Origin of the sequence: Gilliamella sp. App2-1 (assembly GCF_001690255.1) — a bacterium.
Classification (GTDB): domain Bacteria; phylum Pseudomonadota; class Gammaproteobacteria; order Enterobacterales; family Orbaceae; genus Gilliamella; species Gilliamella apicola_G.
The window spans coordinates 17645-32731 of record NZ_LZGR01000051.1 but is presented as its reverse complement, the minus strand read 5'-3'; the positions used below and the strand labels follow the sequence as shown (position 1 = coordinate 32731).

The window sequence follows — 15087 nt, the reverse complement described above, 5'->3', positions numbered from 1 at the left end:
AAGGAAAGGATTAACTCATACGAGTTTCATGGATGTGACGTCGTTCTGCTTTACGCATCCACAACCAAGAAATAAAGCCAATAATACCAACAATTAACAATATAATGGTGGCTAAAGCATTGATCTGTGGATCGACTCCTAAACGTACTTTTGAAAATATCAATTTAGGTAACGTCATAGCACCTGGTCCAGTTACAAAGTTAGCAATAACCACATCATCGAGTGATAACGTAAAGGCTAAAAGCCAACCAGAAACTAATGCTGGTGCAATCATTGGTAAAGTAATGATAAAAAAGACCTTTAATGGGTTTGCACCAAGATCTAATGCGGCTTCCTCAATTGACTTATCTAATTCGCGCAACCGAGCACTAATTACCACCGTCACATAGGCAGTACAAAATGTAGCATGAGCCATCCAAATAGTAATTGCCCCACGATCTTTTGGCCATCCAAGCACCTGCCCCATACCCACAAATAGTAAAAGCAAAGCCAAACCGGTAATAACATCTGGCATAACTAGTGGCGCAGTTGTCATAAATGAAAACAGATTAGCCCCTCGGAACCTTCTAAAACGGATAATCGCATAAGCTGCTAATGTACCAAGCACTACTGCAAAAGTTGCAGCACCTGCAGCAATCGACAAACTCAAACCGACGGCCTTAAGTAACGTTTCATTATGAATTAGTTCAAAATACCATTTGACAGAAAAATTCGCCCAAACTGTCACCAAACGGGAGCTATTAAACGAATAAACAATCAAAATAATCATAGGAATATATAAAAACGAAAATACCACCAAAAAAATAAGTCCTTTCAAACATCGAAAAAACAACGCAATGGTAATTAAAGTCGTAATAGTGAAACTAAAAATAAAACAACCGTAGTAAAAGCTACTTTGACCAAAAAGAGCTAATCCAGATGCTGAAATCAAAACACTCAATAAAATTGTACCAAGCAATGACGAGATAAATACGATCACAGCCGATCGTGCAATAACGGTCAAATTGTTCATCTATTTATCTCCTAATTGTCGATTTTGGAATTTATTGAAATAGTAAATTGGTATAATTAATATCATCAACATCACACTAGCAACGGCCGACGCTACAGGCCAGTCATGGTTATTAAAGAACTCAGTCCAAAGCTGGGTACCAATCATAATCCCTTCTGAAGGGCCTAATAATTCGGGGATAACATACTCACCAACAGCAGGAATGAATACCAACATGCCTCCAGCAATAACCCCATTTTTGGTTAAAGGGACAATAATTTTGAAAAACGTCTTAATTGGCTTACAACCTAAATCTAATGCGGCTTCGATTAACGTTGAATCGACCTTACTTAACGACGTATAGATTGGCAATACCACAAATGGTAAATAAGAATAAACAATACCAATGTACACAGCAAAGTAGGTTTTCATAATAATCAAAGGCTGATCAATAACCCCTAACCACATTAAAAAGTGATTTAATAAACCATTAGGATTCAAAATACCAATCCACGCATAAACACGAATCAAAAATGATGTCCATGACGGTAAAATGATCAGTAACAATAAAATGTTACGCGTTGATTGTTTACATTGCGAAATAGCCCAGGCCAGCGGATAACCAATCAAAATACAAAGGACGGTCGAAATAGCCGCAATTTTGAGCGATTGTAAATATGAATCAATATAAATAGTGTCACTAATTAGATTTAAATAATTACCAAAATTTAATGCAATATTAAGCACACCATCGTCATAATTTAACAAATCCGTATAAGGTGGCACAGCTAAGGCAATTTCAGAAAAGCTAATTCTAAACACAATCAAAAACGGTAATAAAAACAATAACAACATCCATAAATATGGAATCGCAATCACCGTTAATCGACCATAAAGAGTCATTAGATCTGGATCATTACGTTGTTGACGCAGTTTTTTATATGCATAAAAAATTGCAACTAATCCAATTGGAATAAATAAAATACTGCCTGCAATAATTAGCCGATAAGCAAATTTAGACGGTTTGTAATCCGCTAAAAAACAACCAAAGCATGACAATAAAAAACTTAATGTCATTGCGGTAAATAGCGCATCTAAAAATAAATTATCAAATGCACCTGTTGTTACAAAACGCCAATAAACATTGAGCAACACAAATGCATTTAACCCTAAACCCAATAAAATGGATCGCATCACTATAACCTCTTTTGTTTATTCGGTAAGCACAACACAGCTATCAATTTCCCAACTCAAGTTAACGGTATCACCCCAAGTTGGCATGCCTTTACGATAACGATGCTCATTTTGAAGCTGTGCAATCATAATTAATCCGCTCGGCAATTTAACATGATAAATCGATAGATCACCTAAATAAGCAATTTCGACAACCTCTCCTGTAGCGCAATTATATCCATCTTCAGGGATTTGGTCACATAATTGGATTTTTTCTGGGCGCAGAGCAACTTTAATTGGTACACCTTCTACCGCTGGCGAATCATAATCCACTTTCAAAGGACGTTTAATCATAGGACTACTCAAAATCAAGCCATCTTCTAAAGTTTCTTGTAAAATCCCGTCAAAAATATTAACTGAACCAATAAATTCGGCACTATAACGGCTATTTGGGTGTTCATAAATTTCTTCTGGCTCGCCAATTTGCACAAATTGACCTTTATTCATAATGGCTATGCGACCTGCCATGGTCATGGCCTCTTCTTGATCATGAGTCACCATCACACACGTTGCCCCCACTTGTTCTAAAATGCTCACCACTTCAAGTTGCATTCGATCACGAAGCTGTTTATCAAGCGCTCCCATAGGCTCATCAAGTAACAATAATTTTGGCCGTTTGGCTAAACTTCTGGCTAAAGCCACTCGTTGGCGCTGTCCACCTGATAGCTGGTGTGGTTTACGTTTGCCAAATTGTTCCATATGCACAAGTGCTAGCATTTCTTCAACGCGTTGCTTAATTTCGTCATGATTTAATTTATCTTGTTTTAAACCAAAGGCTATATTTTGCTCAACCGACATGTGAGGAAACAAAGCATACGATTGGAACATCATATTAATAGGACGATTGTAAGGCGGAACTTGTGATAAGTCGTTACCATCAAGAATGATTTGCCCCGACGTAGGCTGTTCAAAACCAGCAAGCATGCGTAATAATGTAGATTTACCACTCCCTGATGCCCCTAATAAGGCAAAAATTTCACCAGTATAAATAGTCAAATTGACATCATCAACGGCATAATAATCATCATTAAAAACTTTGGTTAAATTTTTGATCTCCAATAGTGGAGTTATCATCTTTTTTTTAGGCTGTACCTGATTTGTTGTTTTATCGTTCACTCTTTTTTCCTCATAACAACAAGCCAAAAAAAACGAGACGGAAAGACTAAATAGCCTCTCCGTCTTGGATTATCACTTAATATTCGATAGACAAAATATCGATTATTTACCCGTTTTGAGCTTTGTCCATGTACGGGTAATTACACGTTCAAGTTTAGGATCTTTAACTTTTAAAGTGAATAGTTTTTTCATCACTTCTGGGTTTGGATAAACCGCTGGATCGTTCTTCACTTCTGGTCTTACAAAGTTATCGTTAGCTTCTTTATTGGCGCTAGCAAACTTCACATCGTTAGTAACTTGTGCGGCAATTTCAGGTTTCATCACAAAATTTAAAAACTCGTGAGCTTCGTCAGGGTTTGCTGAATCTTTTGGAATAGCAAAGGTATCAAAAAAAACTAATGCGCCTTCTTTTGGAATTTGATAACCAATATGTACACCATTTTTCGCTTCGTTTGCTCTATCACGTGATTGTAAAATATCGCCTGACCAACCTAAAATCACACAAATATCACCATTTGCTAAATCGGTAATATATTGTGAAGAATGGAAGTAACGAATATTTGGACGAACCTTTTCTAACAACTCATAAGCGGTGCCTGTATAATCCTTTGCATCGGAACTATTTGGATCTTTACCTAAATATTGAAGTGCACTAGCAAAGATTTCTGTCGGCGCATCTAAAAATGCCACACCACAATCTTTGAGTTTTTCCATATTTTCAGGTTTAAACACTAAATCCCAGCTATCCACTGGCGCGTTATCGCCTAAACGCTCTTTAACTTTATCAATGTTATAACCGATCCCTGTTGTCATCCACACATAAGGGATGGCATATTTATTATTAGGATCATGAGTTTCCATTAATTTCATTAAATTTGGGTCTAGGTTTTTCCAGTTAGGTAATTTACTTTTATCTAATGGAAGATAGATATCAGATTTAATCTGTCTAGCTAAAAAACTATCTGAAGGTGAAACCACATCAAAGCCAGAATGACCGGCCATTAATTTGCCTTCAAGTGCTTCGTTTGAATCATAAACATCATAAACCAGTTTAATACCAGTTGATTTTTCAAAATCCGAAATAGTATTAGAACCGATTTGCCCAGCCCAATTGTAAAAATGCACAACGCGATCTTTAGCAATAGCAGATTGAGATAACGCTAGTGAAACACCAGCCACGATTGAAAGAATTGTTTTACGTTGAGTAAACATGCTCACCACTTCTCCTCTAGTTGTAGGGATATTACATGTCAGACACAAGCCCATTGCAAAGACACAACGGACCCCCAAATTTTGCTATCGACGATGCTAACAATGATATAAATGACCAATATCATAATCGCCCAGCGAAACCGAGGTAATAAGGCAATCACAAGTCATTAATAAAATAAATGAACGAGTAGAGCTAACCTTGCATTACGAGGGATAAAATACCTTTTTTTTAAAAGATGTCTACTTAAAAAATCAAATATTGGAAGTTTCAGTATTGAGTGGTTAAACTTTAACCACTCAAGAGATAGTTGCCATCCAATTAACAATTAATGAACGTATATTATTCGGCTATGGCTTGCATGATTTTAGATTTTGGTTGCCAAACACGATATTTAACTTGCAAATCGTTTGGCACGTAAAAAACTAATGGCAAACTACTATTATAGTTAAATAACCCTAATTTATGGTTAATTGTCACAAATTGATTTTTATTTTTACCTTCAGGACAAGCCATTAATGTTGAAATATTACCAAAAGTCTTTTCAACGACATAGTAAGAGTATCCCCAACCTTTAAGCTCTTCTTGCTTAACAACACCACCTAAATTTTGTAAATTGCAATCAACATTCATCTCTTTACCAATAATCACTTCGACTTTTGCATTGTTTTCGTTTGCAATAGTTGGCAAATGAATAGCATAACGCGTAAAACCAACTTCAGCGTTTGGAAATGGTGCCGTATCATTAGCATTTTGAGTAACAGGTTTCATTTTCGGTGAATTAGCACACGCCGTTAACGCCACACCTAATAATGCCAATAACAGTAATTTTTTCATTTGAAATCTCCATTAAAATAATTAATCATAAGCACTATCGCACCATCGTATTAATTTTCAGTGATAATGCGTATAATAACGCTATCTAGATTAATAAATATGGTGCCAAAATGCCAGTAGAAAAAAACACTACAGATTTACTTAAGCTTATTTTAAACCTGTTAATTATTGGGTTGCTAATCATTATTACCTATCGTGTTGTTGAAGTTTTCTTATTTGGATTCTTCTGGGCGGTAATGGTGGTGATTGCCACTTGGCCATTAATGATAAAAATTCAACAAAAGATGTTTAACAAACGCTGGTTGTCAGTACTGGTAATGGCACTAATATTAGCGTTTGTTTGTATTATACCTTTTATATTAATTATTAGTTCGGTAGCACAAAATGGTCATCACCTTATTGAATGGGCAAAAACACTATCACATCAAAAGCTACCAACGCTTGAGTGGCTTGACAGCCTACCAGCTTTTGGCCCCGAACTACACCAAAAATGGTTAAATCTGATTCAAACTGATGGTTCTGATTTAGTTTCGAGCATACAACCTTATATTGGCACCATGATAGGCTGGCTACTTGCCCAAGCTACCAACATTGGCATATTCATTTTTCATGCTGGAGTGATGATTATTTTTAGTCTACTCTTATTTTTAAAAGGCGAAAATATCACCAAGTACGTCTACTTATTAGCCAACCGATTATCAAAACAATACGGCGCAATCACCGTTACATTAGCAGGGCAATCCATTCGCGCAGTGGCACTTGGTGTTGTGGTTACCGCCATCACCTTAGCTTTAATAGGAGGGGTAAGTTTTATATTAACCAATATGCCACTACCGGGGGTGTTAACTTTAATCTTATTTATTTGCTGTGTGGCACAAATTGGCCCAGTGGTTGTTATGCTAGGATCTAGCTTTTGGCAATTTTGGACAAGCAACACCATTGCTGGTATCGTATTAATTATTGTTGCAATCATCTTAACAACTTTAGATAGTGTAATGCGAGCTTACTTAATAAAAAAAGGTGCCAACTTACCGTTTCTACTCATCTTATTTGGCGTAATTGGTGGTTTACTGGGTTTTGGTATAATGGGATTATTTATTGGTCCAGTAGTGCTAGCATTAACTTATAAAATAATTCAAACATGGGTTGATGAACAATCTTAAACCATTTATCATCATCGATAATAAAGCATAAACAAGTTGCTAGAGGCGTAAGCGGCGGAATATGACTTAATTAAATAGCACACTTAACGCTAAAGCAACTTAGTCAAAATGCACATAATTTAAAAGGAGTGTTATTTTTCTGGCTTTACTTATGTTACATTAGAAGAACAAAATTTTAAAGTAACTTGCCAGTTATAATGATAAATAAATCATGAGAATACCATTTATAAAATATAATCATCAAAAGCATCTTGATGAATTAGCCAAAATTCAGCAAGATGCCGAACAATACCATATCTGCTATGATCCTAAAGCGTACCGACTGGCTTTAATTGAAAGTATAAAAAAAGCCCAGCACCGTATTTATATTGTTGCGCTCTATTTGGAGCAAGACGAAGCAGGTCAAGAAATTCTTAATGAACTGTATCAAATAAAACAACAACGTCCAAATTTAGATATCAAAATATTTGTTGATTGGCACCGTGCACAGCGAGGACGAATTGGGGAAGACAAAGCCCATACCAATGCCAATTATTATTACCAACTAAGACAGCAACACCCCAACATTGATATTCCCATTTATGGCGTTCCAGTTAATCGCCGTGAAGTGCTTGGCGTATTACATCTTAAAGGATTTATTATTGATGACACTGTCATTTACAGCGGTGCCAGCATTAATAATGTTTATTTACACAAACATGATAAATATCGTTACGACCGTTACCACTTTATCACTAACAGGTTATTAGCTGATAGCATGGTGCAGTTTATTCACGACCACTTTTTATCATATCAAGCTCTCCAACTGCTTAATACCGGCACAAACAAAACACGTAAACAAATCAAATCCGAAATAAAAATCCTACGCCAGCATTTAATGGATGCCAGCTATCAATACAGTGCCAATACCAACAACCAAACTTTATCGGTTGCGCCAATTATGGGACTTGGACGCAATAACGCATTAAATAAAATTATTCATAACCTAATTAACGTAACAGAACAAAAAGTCACTTTTTGCACACCTTACTTTAATTTGCCGAGCATTTTAGTGCGCGATATTATTCGCCTACTACGCAAGGGACGCCAAGTCGAACTTATTATTGGCGACAAAGAAGCTAACGACTTTTATATTCCACCAGACCAACCTTTTAATATATCAGGTGGACTACCCTATTTATACGAAATCAACTTAAGAAGCTTTATTGAGCGCTTGCAATCCTTTATAGATAAAGAACAACTCATCATACGCTTGTGGAAGGACGGACAGCAAACCTATCACCTTAAAGGCATCTGGGTAGATAATAAATGGGTACTTATAACTGGTAACAACCTAAACCCACGGGCATGGCGACTTGACCTTGAAAACGGTATACTAATACACGACCCAAAACAAGAATTAAGTAACAAATTCAACCAAGAACTTAATACTATTCGCCAAAAAACCACTTTGGTTACGCACTTTCAACAAATCCAAGCGAGCCAATTTTATCCAAGCCAAGTCCATAAATTAATAAAACGACTTAGTCGAATAAAAGTGGATAGAATTATTAAGCGGTTGCTATAAAAGTACCCTACTTTTCGGGTTACTGAATATACATAGCCACGTCAAGCATTAATATTTGGCGTGGCTATGTTTCAACTAATGGGCATCAAAAAGAGCCAATAGGGTGTCTCAGACTCCATTCCTAAGCTATGCTTCGGATATCAGGGGATTTTGCAAAAAAATCTCTGAATTCGGCAGGATAATTGTAGCTATTTTTACATCAAAAGCTCAAGCATTCAAACCTTACCCACCTAAAATAAGATTTGACCATCATAAAAAATTAGAGTGTTTTCTATAAAAAGTGTTCAGGAAAGCAATTGATTTTATTTGTTTTTATTCTTTTTTATGAAAAATAAAAATTCCTGAAAGAGAAGATCAAAAAAGGGGAAATTCCCCCTTTTTTAAGCTCATGCTCTATAATTAGGTGGCTCTTTGGTAATTAGTACATCATGTACATGACTTTCTTTCATTCCTGCACCAGTAATACGATAAAATTTGGATTTAGTTCTTAATTCATCAATTGTTGCGCAGCCAGTTAATCCCATGCAAGATCTTAATCCCCCCATCTGCTGGTGAACAATCTCTTTTAATGGTCCTTTATAGGCAATGCGCCCTTCTATACCTTCTGGTACAAGTTTGTCGGCAGCATTGTCAGTTTGGAAGTAGCGATCAGAAGATCCTTTTGCCATTGCGCCAAGCGATCCCATTCCGCGATATGATTTATACGCTCTACCTTGGAATAGCTCAATTTCGCCTGGGGCTTCTTCCGTACCGGCAAACATTGATCCAACCATCACACAAGAAGCACCTGCTGCGATAGCTTTGGCGATGTCACCTGAATAGCGAATTCCACCATCTGCAATAACAGGGATATTGTGTTTTTGTGCCACTTCAACAGCGTCCATAATAGCACTAATTTGCGGTACACCAACGCCAGTAACAATGCGTGTTGTACAAATTGAACCGGGACCAATCCCCACTTTAACAGCGCTAACGCCTGCATCAATAAGGGCTTTAGCGCCTTCACTGGTAGCTACATTACCGCCAATGATTTGTAAATCAGGATAAGCATTTCTTGCTTGGCCAATACGTTCAAGCACACCTTGCGAATGGCCGTGTGATGAATCAATTAATAATACATCAACACCCGCTTCAACTAATGCAGCAATGCGTTCTTCGTTCCCTGCTGCTGCGCCAACAGCGGCACCCACGCGCAAGCGCCCTTTTTCGTCTTTACAAGCATTAGGCTTTTGTTCCGCTTTATTGTAATCTTTAACGGTGATCATGCCTTTTAGGTGGAATCGAGCATCAACAACGAGCACTTTTTCAACACGGTGTTCATGCATTTTTTGCAGCACGATTTCACGTTGTTCACCTTCATTTACAGTCACTAACCGTTCTTTTGGTGTCATCACAGCGGTAACAGGTAAAGATAGGTCAGTTGCAAATCGGATATCGCGTGCGGTAATAATACCAACTAGTTCTTGAGTTTCAGTCACAACCGGAAAACCAGCAAAGCCATATTCTTTAGCTAGATCGGTAACTTGTTGTAGGGTTGCGGTTGGTAAGACTGATACAGGATCTTGTACAATGCCGCTTTCGTGCTTTTTAACTCGTCTTACATGGTTGGCTTGGCTTTCAATTGACATATTTTTGTGAATAAAACCAATGCCACCCTCTTGCGCTAGCGCGATGGCTAATTCAGATTCGGTCACTGTATCCATTGCAGCTGAGAGCATTGGAATATTTAATTTAATTGTTTGGGTAAGTTGAGTACGAATATCAGCTGTGTTCGGTAATACCGTTGATTGAGCTGGGACTAATAACACGTCGTCAAACGTGAGAGCTTCTTTAACTATACGAGACATGACAATATTCACCACTGGTTGGATTGTTGATAAAATATTGCCGAGGAATTCTACTTACTTTTAACTCAAAAGGCTAGTGGAATTTATTTTTTTATTCGAATGAAAAGATAGCCAATAAAATGAATTCAGATTAAATAAAGATAGATTGAAAGAACCTCACCAATTAAATGAAAACTGATGAGGCAAAAATTAAGTACTGAAGTAGTAGTTCTATTAAATAAACATATTAATAACTAAACATCCTACTAATCCACAAACTGAAATCACTGTTTCTAATAATGACCATGATTTCATGGTTTCAGTAATACTTAAGTTGAAGTATTCTTTAAACAACCAAAAGCCAGGATCATTTACGTGTGAAAACACAACACTACCGGCACCTGTTGCAATCACCATAAGTTCAGGGCTTACCCCTGTTGAAGCAATTAAAGGGAACACGATGCCACCTGCTGTCAATGCGGCCACAGTTGCAGAACCAAGCGCTAAACGCAGCAATGCAGCAATTAACCACGCCATGACAATCGGCGATACATTCGACGAATGCATCATCTGTTCAATGTAAACCTTGACACCACTATCGACAAGCACTTGCTTAAATGCTCCACCACCACCAATAATTAATAGCATCATAGAAATAATTTTGATTGAATCAACCAAAGTTGAATTAACTTCAGCCATGGAACGACCGCGTAAAATCCCAAAGGTAAATACTGCGACTAACACTGAAATTAAAGTTGCAATGACCGGATCGCCCAAAAATTCCACATAAGGTAATACTGCATGTCCTTTATCTAAAGTCATATCACAAACTGCACGAATCGACATTAAAATAACAGGAATTAAGGCAGTAAAGACGCTCACAGCAAAGCTAGGCATTTGATCATCAGTGAATTTTTTAGAGTTATATAAACCTTCTTCAATTGGATGATTAATTACACGAATAAATGGTAATTTTGTTAATACAGGCCCGGCTAAAATTACCGTCGGAATGCCAATGATAGTACCATAGAGTAAAGTTCGCCCCATATCGGCTTTAAAAATTTCGGCAATTGCGGTTGGGCCTGGATGTGGAGGTAAAAATCCATGAGTGACAGATAAAGCGGCAGCCATAGGAATACCAATATATAATGGTGATATTCGTAACGTGGCAGCGATGGTTAAGACTAATGGTAATAATAAAACAAAGCCTACCTCATAAAAAAGTGCAAAACCAACAATAAAACCTGTAAGTGTAACAGCCCATTGAATTTTTTTATCACCAAATGTTTCAATAAGCGTTGTTGCGATACGTTGCGCTCCACCACAATCGGCTAATAGTTTTCCTAACATTGCCCCAAAGCCCATAATTAAGGCTAAACTACCGAGTGTGCCGCCTACCCCATTTTTAATTGACTTTACGACATCCATAACCGGCATACCTTCCATTACACCAACACTGAGTGCAACTAAAATAAGAGCAATAAAGCCATTGACGCGGAGCGGTAACATCAAAATAAGTAGCAATGCTACACCAATAGCAATTATTATTAACGGCATAAATAATCCCTCTAAAATAAAATAATCCGTGTTATCGGTAACATGCAAAATTATAGAAGATTTTAAAAAAAATACTGGGAAAAATATCTAAATTGAGAATTTGATCACATTTTTAGAATAAATCTGATTTTTGTGCCATTAATATATAATTTACATCTACATTTGAACTTAATTTAAATTGATTTTTAAATAAATGATATTCCATACCAACAATAGCCTGTACGTCCAATTTTGCTTGCTCAACCCAAACCATCAATTCTGACGGACGAATAAAGCGATTAAAGTCGTGCGTACCTTTAGGCACTAGCCGTGCAATATATTCTGCTCCATAAATTAATAGCAATTTGGCCTTATGATTGCGGTTAATAGTCGATAAAAATAGTTTTCCACCAGGTTTTAACAATTTTGCGCAAGCTTGTATGACAGAAAACGGATCAGGCACATGTTCTAATAACTCCATGCAAGTAATAACATCATATTGGGATGGATGTTGTTGTGCATGATCTTCAACCGTTTGTTTTTCATAATTGATCGAAAGACCATTTTGCGAGGCATGTATTTTGGCAACGGCAAGCGATTCATCAGCAAGATCAATAGCGGTAACATTCGCTCCTAATTTTGCTAGACTTTCAGACAAAATACCACCACCACAGCCAACATCAAGCACGGTTTTGTTAGTCAATGATCCGCATTTTTGTTTTACATAATCCACACGTAGTAGATTAATTATGTGTAATGGTTTGCATTTGCCATTTGGATTCCACCAATCGGCGGCAAGTCGTGAAAATTTGTCGATTTCATTTTGGTCGATATTTTGTGACATAGAAACTCTTTAATATCAATAAAAGCTGAAAGCAACTATATGCTATGTGCTTGTAATTATCAATAAATAGCTCTAATAATTCTTTTCTGCTTTTAAAAATAGCATATCAAACAAGATTAGCCGTTTAATTATTTTCTTTTGGGTATATTAAAAATATTTAATATGCTCAGAAATTAATACAATTGTCTTAAAAATGAATATAGTTTATTACTACTCGCTAAATTTTTATACAGACATAACTAATAACCTAATGAAATCTTGTTTATAGCCTTATTTCATGGCATGATTAAAAATTCACTTATAAAAGGCACACTTTTTTCACAACGCTAAATTAAACTAATTGAGATTAAAGGAAAAATATTAATGAGTACTGATACTATGAAAAAAAGTCACTCACAATGGAGCTCGCGCATGGGTTTTATGCTTGCCGCAGCCGGGTCTGCTGTTGGTTTGGGTAACATTTGGAAATTCCCATATATGGCCGGTGAAATGGGCGGCTCTGCGTTTGTGCTTACCTATTTACTTTTTATGTTTGTTATTGGTTTGCCAATTTTAGTTTTAGAATGGTTAATTGGTCGTCGTGGGCAAAAAAATCCAATTCATACTATGGAGGATGTAGCTGTTTCTGAAGGTCGTTCTAAATCATGGCGTTGGGTAGGTATCATTGGCGTAGTGGGTTCATTTTTAATTCTGTCATTTTATAGTGTTATTGGTGGTTGGGCGACAGATTACATTGTTTTAGCCGCACAAGGTACTTTCGAAGGTGCTCATGGTGAAGTTACAGGCCAAATTTTTGATAACTTTCTTGGTAACGTAAGCCATTTATTAACTTGGCACACCGTATTTATGTTTGCCACCGCATCTATCGTTGCTATGGGGGTGGGAGCCGGTTTAGAACGGGCCTGTAAAATTATGATGCCTGGTTTAGGGGTATTACTATTAGCATTAGTTGGGTATGCTGCCTATGTGAGTGGGCCATCTTTTGGTGAAGCCTTTAAATTCTTATTCACTCCAAATTGGTCTGCAATTAATGGCACTGCCGTATTAGCGGCATTAGGTCATGCGTTCTTTAGCCTATCTTTAGGTATGGGTATTATGATGGCGTATGGTTCATACCTTGGTAAAGATGTTAATCTATTATCTACTGCGCGCACTGTGGTCATCTTAGATGTCATCGTAGCAATGCTATCAGGCATGGCAATATTTCCTCTCGTGTTTGCTAATGGTTTACAACCTGGTGAAGGTCCTGGTCTTATTTTTGTTACTTTACCTATTGCCTTTGGTAATATGGCTGGTGGTACTGTTTTAGGTGTTTTATTCTTTATATTCCTAACTTTTGCGGCGCTAACCTCTTCAATTTCATTACTTGAGCCAACCGTTGAATTATTAGAAGAAAAAACACCATTGGGTAGAAAATCAGCTACTATTTTAAGTAGTTTAGTTATTTGGGCTTTAGGTATTGCTTGTTTATTAGCATTTAATGAATGGGCTGAAGTCAAACTATTTGGTAAAAATATTTTTGATTTACTTGATTACCTGACTAGTAAAATCATGTTACCACTTACAGGATTAGGTACTGTGGTATTTGGTGCTTGGATGATGAATCAAAAGCTAATTCGCCAAGAGCTAAACTTAAGCTCGGTCTGGTTTAGCATTTGGACTATATTAACTCGTTACATTGTTCCTGTTGCGGTTATCATAATTTTGGTTTACGGTTTTGTATAAAAGACCATTACAAATTTATTTTTCACAAAAAAGCCTTGAACTATCAAGGCTTTTTTTTAAATTTAAAACAATCATCATAAGGTAATGGCTATGTGTATTACTTTGCATTTATAACAATAACTAGAATATACATATAAATTTTATAGGAAAAATAACTAAAATGAGTAAATTGCCCCAAAATTAGTTGTGCTTATTGATACGAACAATATATCTTCTGATATTATAGGATCTTTACCTGATGAAATAGCCAAATATAGAGTCATTAGTGTTAAACGCATATAGGGTCATGGGAGCTCATCTAAATGATAATAAATGGAAAGAACAATTATTACCTCATTCCATTACATCAACTCAACCGTTTGCTTACACAAAAGGAAACAATGCTAGGATATAGCTATTGTCATTGATGCTATGGATTTACTATATAGCAATCTCTTTAATATTTTTTGTATTGTCTCTAGTGACAGCGATTTTACTAGACTTGCTTCTTGCATAAGAGAAAATAGTATCGCTGTTTATGATTTTGGATTGAATAAGATCCCTGAATCATTAATAAAAGCTTGTAATAAATATATTTATCTTGAAAATTTAATTAAAATTGAAAAAACTAAACTTCAAATATATCTGGACGTAAAGCTCTAGAGGAATGAAAAATATGTCTAGTTGATTTATTTTATTAAAAATTCAGTTAAAAAAGAAAATGACCTTGGTTGGGCATCACTAAGGCAAATTGGTAGCTATATTAAGAAAACTAAACCTAATTTTAATGTTAAAAATCATGGCTACACTAAGCTATTAAACCTAATAAAAACTATTAATTTATTGAAAATTAAATTATCAAAACATACAACAAATGTCAGAGTACACCCGAATACAAAAATATCATCGTTACGAATTAAACTTTGACAAATAAAACTGACTCTTATTTAAACCTAACATGACAAGTGCTAGTTTTTATAGGTGACAGCTAGGTTAAATTTAGTACAGCGATTTATTCCTATATCCATTTTTGCTCAAGTTATGGGGTCATAATTCAATT

At 36.2% G+C, this 15087-nt stretch carries 13 protein-coding genes; 5 read left to right on the top strand and 8 right to left on the bottom strand.

What is annotated here, in order from left to right; all coding sequences use genetic code 11:
- Nucleotides 1-10: 10 nt before the first annotated feature.
- The 5 genes from A9G22_RS07015 to eco form a co-directional block, all read right to left on the bottom strand.
- Nucleotides 11-769 carry an ABC transporter permease subunit gene (locus A9G22_RS07015; protein WP_081296928.1) on the bottom strand — a complete coding sequence of 253 codons (759 nt, stop codon included), beginning with the start codon at nt 767-769 and terminating at the stop codon, nt 11-13.
- Nucleotides 770-1012: 243 nt separating this feature from the next.
- Entirely contained in the window at nt 1013-2185 is a 1173-nt protein-coding gene (potH, locus tag A9G22_RS07010) for a putrescine ABC transporter permease PotH (protein ID WP_255314944.1), read from the bottom strand.
- 18 nt (nt 2186-2203) lie between these two features.
- Nucleotides 2204-3340, bottom strand: a complete 1137-nt coding sequence (potG, locus tag A9G22_RS07005; protein ID WP_081296912.1) for a putrescine ABC transporter ATP-binding subunit PotG — start codon at nt 3338-3340, stop codon at nt 2204-2206.
- Between the two features lie 102 nt (nt 3341-3442).
- Nucleotides 3443-4552, bottom strand: a complete 1110-nt coding sequence (locus A9G22_RS07000; RefSeq protein WP_065586210.1) for an extracellular solute-binding protein — start codon at nt 4550-4552, stop codon at nt 3443-3445.
- Between the two features lie 340 nt (nt 4553-4892).
- Entirely contained in the window at nt 4893-5387 is a 495-nt protein-coding gene (gene eco, locus A9G22_RS06995; protein ID WP_075508583.1) for a serine protease inhibitor ecotin, read from the bottom strand.
- A gap of 110 nt (nt 5388-5497) precedes the next feature.
- Between eco and ydiK the strand changes: the two genes are divergently transcribed.
- Nucleotides 5498-6550, top strand: a complete 1053-nt coding sequence (ydiK, locus tag A9G22_RS06990) for an AI-2E family transporter YdiK (RefSeq protein ID WP_065586208.1) — start codon at nt 5498-5500, stop codon at nt 6548-6550.
- 211 nt (nt 6551-6761) lie between these two features.
- Nucleotides 6762-8117: a CDP-diacylglycerol--serine O-phosphatidyltransferase gene (gene pssA / locus A9G22_RS06985; protein ID WP_065586207.1), complete on the top strand. Its 1356-nt coding sequence runs from the start codon at nt 6762-6764 to the stop codon at nt 8115-8117.
- Nucleotides 8118-8503: 386 nt separating this feature from the next.
- Here pssA and guaB read toward each other — a convergent pair whose 3' ends face one another.
- The 3 genes from guaB to ubiG all read right to left on the bottom strand — a co-directional run bounded on the left by guaB (nt 8504) and on the right by ubiG (nt 12323).
- Complete coding sequence (gene guaB / locus A9G22_RS06980; protein WP_065586206.1) at nt 8504-9964, bottom strand: IMP dehydrogenase; 1461 nt, start codon at nt 9962-9964, stop codon at nt 8504-8506.
- A gap of 213 nt (nt 9965-10177) precedes the next feature.
- Entirely contained in the window at nt 10178-11518 is a 1341-nt protein-coding gene (gntT, locus tag A9G22_RS06975; protein ID WP_442899745.1) for a gluconate transporter, read from the bottom strand.
- 94 nt (nt 11519-11612) lie between these two features.
- Nucleotides 11613-12323, bottom strand: coding sequence for a bifunctional 2-polyprenyl-6-hydroxyphenol methylase/3-demethylubiquinol 3-O-methyltransferase UbiG (gene ubiG / locus A9G22_RS06970; protein ID WP_075508581.1), 711 nt, complete (start codon nt 12321-12323; stop codon nt 11613-11615).
- Between the two features lie 363 nt (nt 12324-12686).
- Here ubiG and A9G22_RS06965 point away from each other — a divergent pair, with 363 nt between their 5' ends.
- The 3 genes from A9G22_RS06965 (at nt 12687) to A9G22_RS11835 (ending at nt 14954) form a co-directional block, all read left to right on the top strand.
- On the top strand, nt 12687-14048 hold the full coding sequence (locus A9G22_RS06965) for a sodium-dependent transporter (protein ID WP_218058767.1): 1362 nt from the start codon (nt 12687-12689) through the stop codon (nt 14046-14048).
- A gap of 390 nt (nt 14049-14438) precedes the next feature.
- Nucleotides 14439-14690 (top strand): NYN domain-containing protein, encoded by a 252-nt coding sequence (locus A9G22_RS11840; RefSeq protein ID WP_442899744.1) that lies wholly within the window; start codon nt 14439-14441, stop codon nt 14688-14690.
- A 21-nt stretch (nt 14691-14711) separates the two neighbouring features.
- Entirely contained in the window at nt 14712-14954 is a 243-nt protein-coding gene (locus A9G22_RS11835) for an OST-HTH/LOTUS domain-containing protein (RefSeq protein WP_218058765.1), read from the top strand.
- Nucleotides 14955-15087: the final 133 nt, after the last annotated feature.

What these genes read in the sequence shown, in the direction of transcription:
- A9G22_RS07015 (WP_081296928.1), bottom strand. Translation starts at nt 769, where the DNA reads ATGATTATTTTGATTGTTTATTCGTTTAATAGCTCCCGTTTGGTGACA.
- potH (WP_255314944.1), bottom strand. Translation starts at nt 2,185, where the DNA reads ATGCGATCCATTTTATTGGGTTTAGGGTTAAATGCATTTGTGTTGCTC.
- A9G22_RS07000 (WP_065586210.1), bottom strand. Translation starts at nt 4,552, where the DNA reads ATGTTTACTCAACGTAAAACAATTCTTTCAATCGTGGCTGGTGTTTCA.
- eco (WP_075508583.1), bottom strand. Translation starts at nt 5,387, where the DNA reads ATGAAAAAATTACTGTTATTGGCATTATTAGGTGTGGCGTTAACGGCG.
- ydiK (WP_065586208.1), top strand. Translation starts at nt 5,498, where the DNA reads ATGCCAGTAGAAAAAAACACTACAGATTTACTTAAGCTTATTTTAAAC.
- pssA (WP_065586207.1), top strand. Translation starts at nt 6,762, where the DNA reads ATGAGAATACCATTTATAAAATATAATCATCAAAAGCATCTTGATGAA.
- guaB (WP_065586206.1), bottom strand. Translation starts at nt 9,964, where the DNA reads ATGTCTCGTATAGTTAAAGAAGCTCTCACGTTTGACGACGTGTTATTA.
- ubiG (WP_075508581.1), bottom strand. Translation starts at nt 12,323, where the DNA reads ATGTCACAAAATATCGACCAAAATGAAATCGACAAATTTTCACGACTT.
- A9G22_RS06965 (WP_218058767.1), top strand. Translation starts at nt 12,687, where the DNA reads ATGAGTACTGATACTATGAAAAAAAGTCACTCACAATGGAGCTCGCGC.